This is a genomic window from Fictibacillus sp. 26RED30, assembly GCF_015903845.1.
Lineage (GTDB): Bacteria > Bacillota > Bacilli > Bacillales > Fictibacillaceae > Fictibacillus > Fictibacillus phosphorivorans.
The window spans coordinates 1-14,462 of record NZ_JACZDV010000003.1 but is presented as its reverse complement, the minus strand read 5'-3'; the positions used below and the strand labels follow the sequence as shown (position 1 = coordinate 14,462).

Below are 14,462 nucleotides of genomic sequence, written 5' to 3'. Positions count from 1 at the left end.
ATATGTACTTTATATACAGAAATGTGCTATTATAGAAAAGACGCACTAACTCATTGATTTTATTTATAATTGTTCCTAATTTTATTATACGATAAAACAGGAACGTGTGTCAACGATTAACTAATAAATTTTTTTGTAGGGGGAAATCGGATGACAACATGGGATCAGGAACAACGAAATGAACAAAAGCGTGTAGATCAAGTCATTCATAAACTTTCTGATGCAACAGATAAACTTCAAGATCATCTCGGAGGAAAGAAGGCAGATGTTGTTCAAATCCGAAAGAATTTTTGGTCTGATGTGACAGTTAACCTAGAAGATGCCGACGATGCGATTGAAACGGCAGCTAGCATCAAACAGCAGTCAGAGTTATTATCTGAGATTGAAAGAAGTCACACTTCTGCAGAAGCTCGACTTAAAACTTATGAAAAATTAAAAAGCTCCCCTTACTTTGGTCGAATTGATTTTAAAGAAGACGGTGAAGAGGAAACAGAACAAGTTTATATTGGAATAGCATCTTATTACGATGAACCTTCAAGTACGTTTCTTGTTCATGATTGGCGTGCGCCGATATCGAGTCTGTATTATGATCACTCTCTTGGCGAAGCCGATTTTCGTGCACCGAGTGGTACCATTGAAGGAAAGTTAGAACTAAAAAGACAATTTATGATTAAGAATGCTCATATAACAGGAATGTTTGATACGGGAGAAGCGATCGGGGACGAATTGTTACAGCACGTATTAGGAAACCAAGCGAATACACAAATGAAAAGCATTGTGGCGACAATTCAAAAAGAACAAAATGCTATCATACGAAATACAGCAAGTGATTTACTTGTTGTTCAAGGTGCAGCAGGATGTGGGAAGACATCAGCGGCTCTTCAGCGTGTAGCATTTCTGTTATACCGAGATCGAGAAACGATTCAGTCGCACCATGTTGTATTATTTTCTCCAAACAACATGTTCAACAGTTATGTAGCTAATGTCCTGCCTGAACTTGGTGAAGAAAACATGGAACAAACAACGTTTCATGCTTATGTGGACCATCACTTAGGAGGAGACTACTCGATAGAAACACCTTTTGAGCAGATGGAGGAGCTCTTATCTGAACGAGAAGATTCAAAGCGTGTAGAAGCGATACAGTTTAAAGCATCAGTTGAATTTTTAAAAGCGATCCATCGCTATGCTGAGGAGTTAAGTACATCGGGCATTCAATTTTCAAATGTGAAATTTAGAGACCGTATCGTGATTCGTGCTAAACAGATCAGTGAATACTTTTATTCTCTCGATCAAAAAGAAACCGTTCCTTATCGAATGAAAAAGACGGTGGCTTGGATTTTAGAAGAGCTGAAGAAAATAGAACGAAGAGAACGCAAGAAACCATGGGTTGAAAAAGAGATACAGCTTCTTGATAAAAATGTATACACAAGGTTGTATGAGAAGTTAGAGGAACGAAATAAATATGGAGCTGACTCATTCAACGATCTTGCAAGTGAACAAAAAGTGCTCTCGGCATATGTGACGCGAATCGCCTTTAAATCACTTAGAGAGAGCATCGAACAGTTTTCGTTTATTGATATAAAGAGCTTATATGCTAAGTTGTTTCAGAAGAATAAACGATTGATTGAGGACGTGAACACTTGGAACGAAATCTGCAATCAAACGTTGTTTAACTTGAAACAAAACCATCTAGCGAATGAAGATGCCACTCCACTATTATATGTAAAAGAGCTATTAGTAGGTTTTCAATCGAATGCAGCAGTACGTCATGTTTTTATTGATGAAGCACAAGATTTCTCGCCGTTTCAGTTTGCTTTCATTCAGCGTATTTTCCCAAGAGCAAATCTAACGATACTAGGTGACTTGAACCAATCGATTTACGCGCATGCGTCAGATGAAACGTTCAGTATGCTCAAAAACTTATTAAACAAGAAGAATCCTGAAACGATTACTTTGCAGAGAAGTTATCGCTCTACAAAAGAAATTGTAGAGTTTACGAAAAGTCTATTGAAAGACGGAAGCGAGATTATTCCGTTTAATCGTTCAGGTGAAAAACCCGTTATTGCAGCAGTAGAACGTGAAGAAGATCATCTTGATCAGGTGAAGGATCTTGTTGGGAATTGGTTGAACAAAGGCCATGAAACGATAGCGGTGATCTGTCGTTCGGCTAAAGAGAGCAAGGCAGTTTATGAGAAGCTGAAAGTTAATCTAGATGTGCGGCTGATGATTGATGAGGATGCTTCTTTTCAAAAAGGAGTAATCGTCATCCCATCCTATTTAGCCAAAGGAATCGAGTTTGACGCAGTAACGATCTTTGATGCATCCGGTTATCAAATTGAACGAGAACGTAAATTGTTTTACACGGTTTGTACTCGAGCGATGCATGAATTAACCGTTTTTTACTCAGGGAAACCATGTCCATTTGTAGAAGGTGCATCGAAGAGTTTGTATGAGGTTGTTCAGTAAAAAGTAATGAAATCCGTTGTTTCTATAAAGAAGCAGCGGATTTTTTTCTCTCATAAAACCTGTTACTTTTTGTTGTTATCTTAATATGTTGCTATTGATCCATTCCTTTCTTCTTTGCAAGTTGGTTGTAGCGGAAGGTTGCCGACTCCTACGGGACGAGCGGTCAGGTGAGACTCCTAATGGCGCGAAGGCAGGAGGCTCACCGTTCGCCCCGTGGAAAGCGAGCAATCTGCAGCGGAAACCAACTACTTTCAAAAGCAACGATGAATACGAAAACACTCTTTATTTTTGATTTCTTTCTTTTAGGGTAACGATAACAAAAAGGAGGAAAAGGAAATGGCTTTTGATTATGATCTTGACTTTGATACTATCGATTTTCGAAAACATCCTGAAAAGTATCGTGTCGGCCGTGGTGAGCAAGGGGTATTATTAGTGGAACCTTATAAGAGTGAGATCTTGCCGCATTGGCGCTTTAAGACCCCAGAAGAAGCAGAAAAATCTTCTAAGAAAATCTATGAACAGTTTCTAGACTATAAGAAAAATAATGACTTTGTTGGAGCGGATATGGCAAGGAAGTTTTTACAGATGGGATACACACGCGCAAGACGGTACACGAACTATAAAGGCGGAAGGAAGTATAATGAAGAAGGTGAGGTGAACAAACGAAAAATAGATCCTGTAAAAGCAAAATCAGCGTCAATCTTTGAGGAAAAGTGGAAATTAGCACGGACGGATGAAGAATATTTAAAAATGAAAAAAGCACATCAAAAAGAATTTGGGTAAGCATCTCCTTCTAGCAAGGAGATGCATTTTTTATTCATCTTCATTATAGTGCTGGTCGTTCTATTATACGATCATTACCTCATTTTCAGAAACAAACTCACCAAAAACTAACTTTTCAAGTGGTGCTACATGTGTGACAAATTCGTCTAATCGTTCCTTCATCTCAGGGTCTCGGTCAAAGTCTTCCATCGTCATGCGTGCATGTTCTTCAGATTGGAAGCGCAGAAGGCCGATCCAAAGTTCTTCTCCTTCGTCAACTTGTAGTTTTTCAGAAATAGAGGAGAACCCATAATTTTTTGGAGAAGTGGATAATTTAAATATCTGTTCTGTTACACCTCCGTATTCTTGAAACTTTTTATTCGATCTTGACGATATTTCAAGGAACTTCTCTTTCACTTCAGGTTTCAATTTATAAAAATATACGAGTAGGTATGCCATCATTTAACCTCCGATTTTTTTAGCCATTTTGATAAAACTCCATCGATTACAACGCTGGGTCTGTCCCAGTGCAATAAGTGTGTCGTATTTGGCACTATATGCAGTTCGCCGTTCGCGTTCTTTCTAAACGTTTCAGCGGTCTGCAATCTCATTTCAGACAATCGCTCAGGTACGGTGGCGACAAGTAGAGTGATGCCTGGCGGAAGAAGGTGATAGATATCTTCTGTTTCGTTCAGATGCATGCCACGAATGATATGACGGGCAGTTTCACCTTTAGCATGCCAGCAAACCTTACCTTCTCTTTCGACACCTAAATCCTTTACAGCAATATCTTTTAACGGTGACCACATCAAGTAGTTCTTTTTTTCTGCTTGGAAAAAGTCATCCCAAGAATCGAACACATACTCATCAAAATCTTTTTCATAATGATCCATTTCTTCTTCTAAAGACGAAGACCATATACGCTTTGTTTGATAGCCTCCGTCGATTAAAATCGTATCCAAAACGTGTTCAGGATAACGAACCAAATAGTGTAGAGCCAGAAAGCTTCCCCATGAATGGGATAAGAGATAGAAATCGCTTACATTTAACTGAGCTAACAAGCCATGAAGCCATTCAACAAGTCTAGGCAGCTCGTAATCTATAGCCGAGTTAAAGGGCTCAGATCTCCCGTGTCCTGGAGCATCAAACGCAATAATATTAAAATTCTTCTGTAACTCCTCAGCTATTTCTAGAAAGCTAAGGCTCGTACTTCCTAATCCGTGTAAGCAAACAATAGTAGGATTGTGAGCTTCACCCCATTCTGTAAGGTGGACTGTTTTTTTCTTTGTATGTGATTAAAGACCTTCTCATCACTTTTCCAACTCCTGATTAATCGATAAGTGTTCCGTTTCATTCACTTAGTGAAGTTTTGTATCTTTCAATAGTATCATATTATTATAAAATCGTTTGAATAGTTTGAAAAGAACTAAAGGATATAGAACCATTAAATGGTAATATGATAGTGTTAAGTTAAATAAAGGAGGATGGTTAAAATGAATAGCAGCCAATATGTAAAGCGATGTTCGTTGCTGCTGCTAGCTATAATTCCTGTATTATTGGTGGGTTATTATTTTGCAGTAAATCATGAGAATCTGTTCTTTCTATATGAGTGGACGTTAATAGTGGTTGTACTTGGAGCGGGTTTAATGTCTTTAACCGGTGCCGTTAAAACAAAAGAAAAAGAAAAGTGGGTCTTACTTTCAATCGTAGCGTTTTGTGTTCAGTTTGCAGTTTTAGGTTTGTTTTTAGGGCCGTTGCATTATTATTCTATGTTTTTTGTGTATTATCCAGCAGCTATACTAGGGATGATTGTGTTTGGAATCACGCTCTCTAAAGTGGATAGCTATCGATTCATTTCTGTTATCTTTATGATAATTTCCGTGCTGCTTATTGTATACATGATTCTTCTACAATCGTTATGGGGGCAAGATCTTACGTAAAGAAAGCGGGGGATTAGATGTTACCGTGTCTTAAGAGAATAACGGTGATCACGTGGAGTCTGCTATTCTTATTAGCGGGGTGTACTTCATTCCGCTCCTCTAATGAAGTAAAAGTAACTTCTGAAATGAATGAGTTGATCTCGGATTATATCATCCAACATTATGATGGCGTATATCCCGAAACAGATAAACAGTTTGAAGTTCATAAGATCTATGGAGCGAAAGAAACTGGAGGAGTAACATCGGTCTATCTATATTCTTTGTTTATGGGCTTTAACGAAAAAACGAAGACTGAGGGGCAGTCCGGTCATTCCGTTCCTGCCATAATCAAACTCAGGAGTGAAGGCGGCAAGTATGTGATCGCACATTATGAGGAACCGCGGGATGGAGCTGATTTTAAACGATCATTATATAAAATCTTTCCGAGAAAATACGCAGGAAAAGCATTAGAAGACACGAAAAATTCAGCAGATCTTCAAGAGGAAATGAAGCAAAAAGCAGAAATATGGCTAAGAAAATAGCACTATTTATGTTCACAAAACGTCCTAAAGAAAAGTGATTCAAATCACACATTCTCTTTTATCATTCTTTTACGATAGAGTTGTAAGAAGAATATAAGGGGGAATTGACATGCTACAGCAAAGAACCATTGAAATTATTAAGTCAACCGTACCTGTTCTGCAAGTACACGGAGAAGCGATTACTTCCCGTTTTTATGAAATGCTGTTTCAGAAGCATCCCGAGCTTTTGAATATCTTTAACCACGCAAACCAGAAAAAAGGACGTCAACAAGCCGCATTAGCAAACGCAGTATATGCAGCAGCAGCCAATATTGATAAGCTTGAAACCATCATTCCAGTCGTAAAAGGAATTGCCCATAAACATCGGAGTCTAGGCGTTAAGCCGGAGCATTATCCTGTGGTCGGTGAAAACCTGCTACTTGCCATTAAAGATGTTCTTGGAGATGCTGCAACAGATGAGATCATCAACGCTTGGGCAGAAGCGTATGGTGTGATCGCGGATGTCTTTATCGGTATTGAACGTAACATGTATAGTGATGCGGGTTGGGAAGGTTTCAGACCTTTTGCCGTAACTCGTAAAGTAGAAGAAAGCTCTGTTATCACGTCCTTCTATTTAGAACCGGAAGATGGCATGCCACTTGCAAAATTTAAGCCCGGCCAATATGTGAGTATCAAGATGGATATACCAGGTCAGGAACACACACATATCAGACAATACAGCTTGTCTGACGCTCCAGGACAAAGCAGTTATCGGATCTCTGTTAAAAAAGAAATCGGTAGAGATACTGTCGATGGAATGGTTTCCGTTTATTTGCACGAGAGTGTTAAAGAAGGAGACATCCTTCATTTGAGCGCTCCAGCAGGTGATTTTTATTTAAATACAGATTCTGAAAAGCACGTTGTCCTTATAAGTGGTGGTGTGGGACTTACTCCTATGGTAAGTATGTTGAAAACTATAGCAAGTGAGCAACCGGAACGAGGAGTTACATTTATTCATGCTGCGATCAATGGCCAAACACACGCTTTAAAGAGAGAAGTACTAGATATTGCAGAAGCTTCAGATCATATCACTACACACTTTGTGTATGAAAGTCCGTTAGATGAAGATTTAGGCTTCACGAAGAAGGGTTATATCGATCAAGCTTGGTTGAAGGAGATCTTACCTATAAAAGATGATGCAGAATACTATTTCTGTGGCCCGATTCCATTTATGAGAGTGATAAATACAGCTCTGCAAGAGTTGAATATACCAAAAGAAAACATTCATTTTGAATTCTTTGGACCTGCCTCTGATCTACAGAAGGAAAGTATCAAGGCATAAAGAAGCAAAACACCTTCCTGAACGCGGAAGGTGTTTTGCTATCTACCGTAATGATAGTGAAAACGTTGTATCATCGATTTGCGTTTCACTAAGAGGAGAACCAATAAGGCCATTAGACTTATTGAAATAATCCATGCCCCTAAATAGATACCACCGATCGTAAATGCTCTAGAGATTTTTACAGAAAAGAAAATCCATCCTACAACGCCTACTGTACCTATGCATAAGTTAAGCATTAGGCTGACAAAGAAGTGGGGAAGCACCATGCCTGTATGTGATACTGTAAATTTAGCGTATTTATAGCTGATCGGTAAACCTAGTAGAAGAAACAAGGTATAAAAAATGACGTTAAGGTCTGCTTCACTCAAAGGGTTCACTCCTTTTTATTGTGTAATACTCCTTTATTCAAAAAGAACGAAAAACATGACAAATGATAAAAGACTCGATAAGGTAAATCCTTGCCTCATCGAGTCCTTCTTATACATTAATTGTCCGTTCCTGTTTTCATAATCCTATCAAACTGCTCTTGATACAATTTCTTAACTTGTACAGGAGTTTTTGTCTTTCTTACTCTTCTTGTTCTTTTCGTGTAAGCACCTTTTGCGAGGTATTGACGTTTCATGGCTTCAACCATAAAGTTCAACGCGAGAATCGTAATTGCAAATCCTGCGAGAGGAGCAAATACGATCCAGCGATCGCCACGAATTTGATAGTAGTTAGCACCGATCATGCTCGACCATTCGTTGATCATAGCAACAGGCACCGTATTATTTTCTAGTGGATCGAGAGTGATAAAGTCGGTTCCACCGATAAAAACTTGTAAAATGCCAAGATGTGCTGCCAGTAGTAGCGTTGCGATCAGCTGTTGGCTGTATAGAATGCTTAATCGCGGTTTTAAATACGGTAATACGTGTTTTCGGAGCTTGTGAATTCTGCCTCCTCCAAGAACTTTAACGGAAGATATAAATTCATTCTCTAAAAACTTTGACGTTTCGTTGGCTACTGTTACCATCACGGTAGGGACTGCGATTAATATGAGAATCAGCAAAGAAAATATGGTTTGTTGTTCTTTCGGTACAGACCATGTGAAAATTTGGAGAACAGGATAGATAAGTAAATAGGCAACAACGGTTGCAGGTGCATAATAAAAGGATTCAAAGAGCTTGCTTGAAATCCGAAGGACAGGCTTAGGCAGCTGACTCAAGATTAATCCTAGTATCGTTCCGAAAAATAGGCGAGCGAATGCGACTAAGAAGGCAAATCCTAGTGTATACTTTGCGCCGTCGATCACCTTGTGCAACATGCTGACACCAAATCGATCTGTTCCAAATGGCATTTCTTTAAAAGGAGCGATTGGTGCTGAATCAACAGGTTGTTTTTGTTCGTCAAATCGAATTTGCATCACGGGTTGTTTTTCATTCGGTACAAAATGTGAATAGATAATGCTTCCGAAAAACAAGGTGACAATAATTAGAAAGCCACTTAAAAATAACGGACTTCTCCATACAGACATCTTACGCCACCTCCTCATTAGTACGCCCTAGCTTATACTCCAGAACGTAAGAGGAAAGTGTAAATAATAGATAAAACGGAACGAACATGAGCAAAACGCTAACTGTAATGACATCCGGTGTCGTAGGACCGTTATCTAGCATAAAATCAGTGATGCCGGGAATCGCCATAATGGTTTCTACCATAAAGAGTGTAGAGATTAGTAACCAATACACGTTCTTTGAATAATAGAACAGACTTAAAAGTGAATTTCTTAGCATGTGAATATAAAGGATCAGCGCATATCGTATTCCTTTTGCGCGAGCAAATTCTACATACGTTTTTGAATCTTCATCATCGAGTAGAAACAGCAATGTTCTTATTAAGAAAAGAGTTGGCAAGATGCTCAAGCAAAAAATCGGTAAGAAATAGCTAGGATTTTGATCGCTATGTACGATTGGGAACAAGAGATTTCCCGTATTTCTAACATACAGAATCATGCTATATTGAATGATAACAACGATAAAGATATCTGGTAAGGACTCGAGTGAAAAAAACAAGAAGCGAATTCCTTTTTGAATGCGGTCAGGTAAAATCTTGATGATCAAAGCTAGTATGATCGATGAAGCTATGGCTAGAAAGAATGCACCTAATACTAGTTTTATAGAATATAGATAAGGTTTTAAAATGGTTGGGAATAGTAACTTCTCTTGTTGATATTCGTAAAAAGTCACGTTTGAAAACGTTATGAGGTTTATGAACAAATCCCATATCTTATCAAGATAAGGCTCGAAAAATAATCCCAAATCCTGATTTAAAAAGAGTGCATTCTCGAGTGCACCAGAATCTAGTAAACGAGCAACAGCTTCAATACCTTGAACATTGCTGAAGAAAAGATAAGGAAGTGCACCAATAAAAAAAACACCTACGATCGGCATCAAAAAATAAACAATGCGCCGAAGGACAAGCAAATACATAAAATTTTCCCCCTAAATCTCTATATCTCTTTTTATCTAATAAAGTTAACTATAATCATTCGACATAATCCATTATTTTCCTCCATGGTAAAAATAAAAAAAGCTCCCACGGGGGGAACGTTATTTGAGTATGCTTAAGTATGTTTTCCATGGACCGACGTCACAAGCATAACGCTTAGCCAGAATTCTAGTAATCTGATTAATGTGTGTAAGATCATGAACGGCCCAGGTTGAGAGTAATTGGTGTAGGGTTATAGAGCCAAACTCAGGGTGTATTCCAGTTTTATTTAAATTAAAGGTACCAATTTTCAAATTCCCTAATTGGTATAAGCTCTGTTGTCGGCACTGCAAAAATTCACGCAGCAGCTCTTCAATCCCTGTTTCTTTTCCCAGATGAGAGAATCGATCAAAGGATGGAAGGGGTTCAATTTCATGACTTGAAAGAATGCTGTTAATCCGTGGTATCCAATTGCTCTTTTCACATTCGATTAAGTGAGCGACAACTTCGAGAGAATTCCACGAATCACCGCCTTCATTGCTGACTAACCATTCATGAGAGAGCCCTGATAACAAGTGTGATAAAACGGCAGGTGTACGTTCTAGAATTTCGAGAGCTTCTCTTTGTTTAAAGTTCATTGTTTAATACTCCGTTCTTCAAAGTGATAAAATCATCAATCCTTTTTACAACACTTTTAACGATATCAATAGATGTTAGAATATCGTTGTCCACTTCAAGTGCATGGTTTGCGCCAGGGGGGATTATACACTCTATAGAGGAGTTAAGTAGTATTTGATTCATCTTTTCTACGTCATAGAAGGGATCTTTATCACCAATTATACAGAGTCCATCTTGTATACACGTTCTTATCGTTTCAAAAACAGGTGCATCTATTAAACGGGGTGTTAACCATACAGCTTTTGTGTCGTTTATAGGTAAAAGTTTTAAAACGGTAGGAATGGCGATCGTGCCAAAGGATTTTCCTAACACGTAATAAGAATTATAATTCGTTTGGTCAAGCACTTCATGTAAGACAGCGGAAACATCTTTAATTAGTGCTGATGTAAGTTCATCAAAGCTAAAATCTTCGTAATCTGTCGAATAATAAGGATAGTTCACATGCAAGACATCATATTCTTTGTTTAAAAAAGCGCTTGAAGAAAAATGGAATAACGGTGATTTAACCGTATATCCTATACCAGGAAGCATGATTGTTAACCCTTTTGGATTCTCTGTTTTACTTTGTATAACATAAGGAATTTTCATCTTTTTATAACCCAGTACAGATCGAGAACTTTCTTTCATATCCTAACCCCGGATTTTATTGAATGGTATCGTACAAATCGATTTCTAATTGATTACTTACATCAAAGGTATGAAATATCTCGATGTGCCAGTTTTTAAGGAGTCTGTTATATCCATTCTTTTGTATCCAGTTGTGCAACATTTCGTAGCTGTTTTTAATTTCATCGTTTCTTCCCATATGTTTGGTCACTGCATATTTTTGAGGTGGTATGGTTAATTTCACCATGCCAGCCGGAACATCTTCATATTTTTCTACTTCAACACAAACCCAATATCCATCTTCTTGTTTAGTTTGTGCATCAACGACGAACGCACCTATTTGTTTTGATGGATCCACGACATGCTGAATGGACGGTAATTGTGATTGCAGCGTAGTTGAAGCTTTAGGAATTTCGTGAATGTATTGATCTCCCTCACATAGCACCCTTAATCCAACTAACTTTATTTCTTTCCGTTCTTTTACAACGGGTGTTTCATAAATTGCCTTGTTGTTCATAGCAAAAACCCCTTTTTAAGACTATTTACTACTTTCTTCTCGTAAAAGAAACCATTATCCTTTATTTCCCTAATAATCGGGTTGATTTCCTGTTATTATCAGTTTTCTCCTACCTTTATACCGTTTATTATGAAAGCGCATACAACCTTTGGCGCAAAAGACTGTAATCTTCTTATTTATTTCATTCAAACGTGATAAACTATTGGTGAAACGTTTCGACTGATGATTTCTAAGTATGGAGAGGAGCAATGCATCCATGAAAACAAGTAAAATGATTAGCTTTGTATTAATGTTCAGTTTGTTTGCGAATGTTTTTGTAACATCATCTGCGTCCGCAACTGACAGAGGAAAAGATCATGCATTTCAAATGGAGTTAAAATCAATTGCTAAGAAGACATACAAATTTTATCAAGATCATACTGATCCAAAAACAGGTTTGACCTATGATGAGACTCGATATACAGCAGAGGGTAAAAAAGACGCAACACACACATCTCCTACAAACATTGGGATGTATATGATGAGTACGATCTCCGCTCAAGAGTTAGGTATCATCTCTAAAAAGGAAGCGGTAAAACGTATACAAGTCACGTTGAATACACTTGAAGATTTAGAAAAATGGAATGGCTTATACTACAACTGGTATAACACAAAAGATGGTTCGGTTAAAAAGGATTGGGGACAGTTCATCTCACAAGTGGATAACGGCTGGCTGTCTGCAGGGCTGATAGTAGTTGGACAAGCTTATGATGAGCTGAATCCACAAACGAGTAAGCTCGTTGAAGACATGAATTATACGACACTATATGATCCAGAAGTGGGACAATTCCGTGGTGGATATGATGTAGCACAAGGGAAATTAACCGATCATCACTACGGTTTGTTTAACACAGAACCACGTGTAGCAAGTTATATCTCGATTGGTAAAGGTGATGTGCCAAGCGATCACTGGTGGAAGATGTATCGTACGATGCCAAAAGAATGGGATTGGCAAGCACAAATTCCAGAAGGTGAAACTCATGAATATGATGGCGTTTCTGTATTTGAAGGCCATTATGAATACAAAGGTGTAAAATTCGTTCCGAGCTGGGGCGGAAGCATGTTTGAAAGTCTTATGCCTGGAATCGTATTAAATGAGGTTGAACTTGGCAAGAATGCGCTTGGGCTGAACAACAAGCGTCATGTTGAATTACAGCAAGCTTTTGCAGAAGAAAAAGGATATAAAGCATGGGGCTTCTCTCCATCTGCAACACCAGATGGTTACAGTGAGTTTGCAGCAACACCACTAGGAACTTCTGGATACAAAGATGGCGCGACCGTAACGGCTCATGCATCTTTCTTAGCATTAGATTATGATCCAAAAGCTGTTCGAAAAAACATTAAAGCATTAAAAGAGCTCAATACGTATAGCAAGTACGGATTCTATGATTCTGTAAACGTGGAAACAGGCGAAATTGCTAAAGCATATCTCGCGCTCGACCAAGGAATGATTATGGTATCGATCGCTAACTATCTAAAAGATGGTGTGATTCGCGATTACTTCCACCAAGATCACATTGGTAAGAAACCTGAGGATCTGTTGAGAAAAGAAAAGTTCTCTATTCAATAATTGTAAACGCAGCACCCGATTCCAAATGGATGAGGGTGTTTTTTGTTGGAGTTAGCTTGTTTTGTGGGCTTTCAGGTGGAAATGTAGAGGTTAGCGATGGTCAGCAGTGATTCATAGGTGCTCTGTATGAGTTTATCAGTAAAACCGAAATGCTTATCGGTGAAAAGATACAATTTAGCGGTGAACGTGTAAGAAAAATAAAAACACGTACCGTAAACGAGGATAGAAGGGTCCAGGATTTTTATGTAGAATCTATTTTTACTGACAGCTGTATCTATCATTTATTCAGCTGGAAATTTAAAAATGGAAGTGAAGAAGAGATGTGCACGAGTTTTGTTTTGCATGAAGATGAGACGTATATTGGAATGAACTTTGATCTGTCTGAGCGGCCGATTAAAATGGCTCTATCAGGTGATAATCAGCTCCTTATTTTGCAAAAAGAAGGCGGCCGTTTCCTACCAGCTATTGGCTTTAATAAAAACGGAATCTTTATGAATCTTCATATGGTGAACCCGAATGAAGAGGGCAAATATAAAAGGAACAAAAACAGTATACATATGATGAGGTTATTTGATGAAGTGTTGTCTGAAAAAGTAAAAACATCAGTGCTGCCTACCTATCTTCAAGAAAAAGAAATCGTGAATGTTCCTGATTATAGTGTTCAAAGTTTAATAGTTGGTCCTAACAAGAAGTCGTTCCTTGTGGAGCCTGGAAGAAAATATATAGATACAGATCAGCTGGAGGATAACTTTATGGTTCTTACAAATTTTTCAGTTCGAGATGCCATGGAACAGGAAGATATGACATTGCAAGGACCAGGAAGTGGTCGTTATCAGCTAGCATATGGTGGATTGGTAAACAGAAGAGGTGACTTTTCCGTTGAACAAGGACTATCCATCCTGAAGCAAACCGCTCAAAGAGAAGGGGACTTTCCTACACAGCTATCTATGTTATTTAGTCCAGAAGAAGAGAACATCTATTTTTCTCTTAAAGGGGATTTTAATAAAATCTATAGGTTTTCTTTCTTAGATCTGTTGATAACAACAGAGAGGGGCTTTGAGCGTAATCTAAGTTTTTTGGTAAAGAAAAAAGGAGTTTTATTGTCAGAGCTTGAGGGTTGGGTATAAGAGTACTCAATTAAGAGCGGTATTTTGAAGTATGGTAGGCAATCCATTTTGGTTTATAGCCGTAGTTCTTGATTTATAGTCCTTCAAATAATTTTATAGGTCTTTAGAATAATTTATAGGTCTTCAGAATAATTTATAGGTCTTCAAAATATTTTATAGGTCTTCAAAATAATTTATAGGCTTTTCGACAAAGGTTTATCTTCTTACATGATGGTAATGGAGGTACATATGAAGAAAACATCGGAGAAAAGATTAAACGTTTTTTTACTATTAACTGGAATCCTGTTTCTGTACTCTATCTTTTCAAAAATGTATCATTTCAACAGCATCCTAAATGATATTGTTTATGCTTCAGGGTTCATATTTGCAATCCTCATCCATCTTCATTATAGAAAGAAAACCAAGCTCCAAAAAGTAGACAAATAAAAACAAAAAGAACCCCCGATTAC

15 protein-coding genes and 1 pseudogene are annotated in these 14,462 nt (G+C 38.0%); 8 read left to right on the top strand and 8 right to left on the bottom strand.

Annotated features, from left to right (window positions below):
- The first annotated feature begins 150 nt into the window (after positions 1–150).
- On the top strand, positions 151–2,466 hold the full coding sequence (helD, locus tag IHV11_RS15955) for an RNA polymerase recycling motor HelD (RefSeq protein WP_197195496.1): 2,316 nt from the start codon (positions 151–153) through the stop codon (positions 2,464–2,466).
- Between the two features lie 336 nt (positions 2,467–2,802).
- A complete protein-coding gene (locus tag IHV11_RS15950; protein ID WP_197127105.1) occupies positions 2,803–3,249 on the top strand; it encodes a DUF4385 domain-containing protein in 447 nt (148 codons plus the stop codon).
- Positions 3,250–3,312: 63 nt separating this feature from the next.
- On the opposite strand, the gene IHV11_RS15945 is transcribed toward IHV11_RS15950, so the two are convergent.
- Positions 3,313–3,690, bottom strand: coding sequence for a DUF1428 family protein (locus IHV11_RS15945; protein ID WP_197195495.1), 378 nt, complete (start codon positions 3,688–3,690; stop codon positions 3,313–3,315).
- Positions 3,687–4,514, bottom strand: a pseudogene (locus IHV11_RS15940) (alpha/beta fold hydrolase); the annotation flags it as partial. The pseudogene IHV11_RS15940 and the gene IHV11_RS15945, both read right to left, overlap by 4 nt.
- A gap of 207 nt (positions 4,515–4,721) precedes the next feature.
- Between IHV11_RS15940 and IHV11_RS15935 the strand changes: the two are divergent.
- The 3 genes from IHV11_RS15935 (at position 4,722) to hmpA (ending at position 7,010) form a co-directional block, all read left to right on the top strand.
- Positions 4,722–5,168, top strand: a complete 447-nt coding sequence (locus IHV11_RS15935) for a hypothetical protein (RefSeq protein WP_197195494.1) — start codon at positions 4,722–4,724, stop codon at positions 5,166–5,168.
- 17 nt (positions 5,169–5,185) lie between these two features.
- Positions 5,186–5,689 (top strand): hypothetical protein, encoded by a 504-nt coding sequence (locus IHV11_RS15930; RefSeq protein WP_197195493.1) that lies wholly within the window; start codon positions 5,186–5,188, stop codon positions 5,687–5,689.
- A gap of 109 nt (positions 5,690–5,798) precedes the next feature.
- The gene (gene hmpA, locus IHV11_RS15925) at positions 5,799–7,010 is read left to right on the top strand and encodes an NO-inducible flavohemoprotein (protein WP_197195492.1); all 1,212 of its coding nucleotides are present in this window, start codon (positions 5,799–5,801) and stop codon (positions 7,008–7,010) included.
- A gap of 38 nt (positions 7,011–7,048) precedes the next feature.
- Here hmpA and IHV11_RS15920 read toward each other — a convergent pair whose 3' ends face one another.
- The 6 genes from IHV11_RS15920 to IHV11_RS15895 all read right to left on the bottom strand — a co-directional run bounded on the left by IHV11_RS15920 (position 7,049) and on the right by IHV11_RS15895 (position 11,277).
- Complete coding sequence (locus tag IHV11_RS15920; RefSeq protein WP_197195491.1) at positions 7,049–7,378, bottom strand: hypothetical protein; 330 nt, start codon at positions 7,376–7,378, stop codon at positions 7,049–7,051.
- Between the two features lie 116 nt (positions 7,379–7,494).
- Positions 7,495–8,523, bottom strand: a complete 1,029-nt coding sequence (locus IHV11_RS15915; RefSeq protein WP_197195490.1) for an ABC transporter permease subunit — start codon at positions 8,521–8,523, stop codon at positions 7,495–7,497.
- Between the two features lies 1 nt (position 8,524).
- Positions 8,525–9,478, bottom strand: a complete 954-nt coding sequence (locus tag IHV11_RS15910) for an ABC transporter permease subunit (RefSeq protein ID WP_197195489.1) — start codon at positions 9,476–9,478, stop codon at positions 8,525–8,527.
- Between the two features lie 120 nt (positions 9,479–9,598).
- The gene (locus tag IHV11_RS15905) at positions 9,599–10,114 is read right to left on the bottom strand and encodes a DinB family protein (RefSeq protein ID WP_197195488.1); all 516 of its coding nucleotides are present in this window, start codon (positions 10,112–10,114) and stop codon (positions 9,599–9,601) included.
- The gene (locus tag IHV11_RS15900) at positions 10,104–10,781 is read right to left on the bottom strand and encodes an alpha/beta hydrolase (protein WP_197195487.1); all 678 of its coding nucleotides are present in this window, start codon (positions 10,779–10,781) and stop codon (positions 10,104–10,106) included. Before IHV11_RS15900 ends, IHV11_RS15905 begins: the two co-directional genes overlap by 11 nt.
- Before the next feature lie 16 nt (positions 10,782–10,797).
- Complete coding sequence (locus IHV11_RS15895; protein ID WP_197195486.1) at positions 10,798–11,277, bottom strand: GyrI-like domain-containing protein; 480 nt, start codon at positions 11,275–11,277, stop codon at positions 10,798–10,800.
- Between the two features lie 256 nt (positions 11,278–11,533).
- Between IHV11_RS15895 and IHV11_RS15890 the strand changes: the two genes are divergently transcribed.
- From IHV11_RS15890 to IHV11_RS15880, 3 genes are all read left to right on the top strand, one after another.
- Complete coding sequence (locus IHV11_RS15890) at positions 11,534–12,886, top strand: glucoamylase family protein (RefSeq protein ID WP_197195485.1); 1,353 nt, start codon at positions 11,534–11,536, stop codon at positions 12,884–12,886.
- Between the two features lie 149 nt (positions 12,887–13,035).
- Complete coding sequence (locus IHV11_RS15885) at positions 13,036–14,013, top strand: hypothetical protein (protein ID WP_197195484.1); 978 nt, start codon at positions 13,036–13,038, stop codon at positions 14,011–14,013.
- A 228-nt stretch (positions 14,014–14,241) separates the two neighbouring features.
- Complete coding sequence (locus IHV11_RS15880; RefSeq protein ID WP_197195483.1) at positions 14,242–14,439, top strand: hypothetical protein; 198 nt, start codon at positions 14,242–14,244, stop codon at positions 14,437–14,439.
- The last annotated feature ends 23 nt before the right edge of the window (positions 14,440–14,462 follow it).

What these genes read in the sequence shown, in the direction of transcription:
- IHV11_RS15945 (WP_197195495.1), bottom strand. Translation starts at nt 3,690, where the DNA reads ATGATGGCATACCTACTCGTATATTTTTATAAATTGAAACCTGAAGTG.
- IHV11_RS15890 (WP_197195485.1), top strand. Translation starts at nt 11,534, where the DNA reads ATGAAAACAAGTAAAATGATTAGCTTTGTATTAATGTTCAGTTTGTTT.
- IHV11_RS15885 (WP_197195484.1), top strand. Translation starts at nt 13,036, where the DNA reads ATGCTTATCGGTGAAAAGATACAATTTAGCGGTGAACGTGTAAGAAAA.
- IHV11_RS15905 (WP_197195488.1), bottom strand. Translation starts at nt 10,114, where the DNA reads ATGAACTTTAAACAAAGAGAAGCTCTCGAAATTCTAGAACGTACACCT.
- IHV11_RS15915 (WP_197195490.1), bottom strand. Translation starts at nt 8,523, where the DNA reads ATGTCTGTATGGAGAAGTCCGTTATTTTTAAGTGGCTTTCTAATTATT.
- IHV11_RS15930 (WP_197195493.1), top strand. Translation starts at nt 5,186, where the DNA reads ATGTTACCGTGTCTTAAGAGAATAACGGTGATCACGTGGAGTCTGCTA.
- IHV11_RS15895 (WP_197195486.1), bottom strand. Translation starts at nt 11,277, where the DNA reads ATGAACAACAAGGCAATTTATGAAACACCCGTTGTAAAAGAACGGAAA.
- IHV11_RS15900 (WP_197195487.1), bottom strand. Translation starts at nt 10,781, where the DNA reads ATGAAAGAAAGTTCTCGATCTGTACTGGGTTATAAAAAGATGAAAATT.
- IHV11_RS15910 (WP_197195489.1), bottom strand. Translation starts at nt 9,478, where the DNA reads ATGTATTTGCTTGTCCTTCGGCGCATTGTTTATTTTTTGATGCCGATC.
- hmpA (WP_197195492.1), top strand. Translation starts at nt 5,799, where the DNA reads ATGCTACAGCAAAGAACCATTGAAATTATTAAGTCAACCGTACCTGTT.
- IHV11_RS15935 (WP_197195494.1), top strand. Translation starts at nt 4,722, where the DNA reads ATGAATAGCAGCCAATATGTAAAGCGATGTTCGTTGCTGCTGCTAGCT.
- IHV11_RS15950 (WP_197127105.1), top strand. Translation starts at nt 2,803, where the DNA reads ATGGCTTTTGATTATGATCTTGACTTTGATACTATCGATTTTCGAAAA.
- IHV11_RS15880 (WP_197195483.1), top strand. Translation starts at nt 14,242, where the DNA reads ATGAAGAAAACATCGGAGAAAAGATTAAACGTTTTTTTACTATTAACT.
- helD (WP_197195496.1), top strand. Translation starts at nt 151, where the DNA reads ATGACAACATGGGATCAGGAACAACGAAATGAACAAAAGCGTGTAGAT.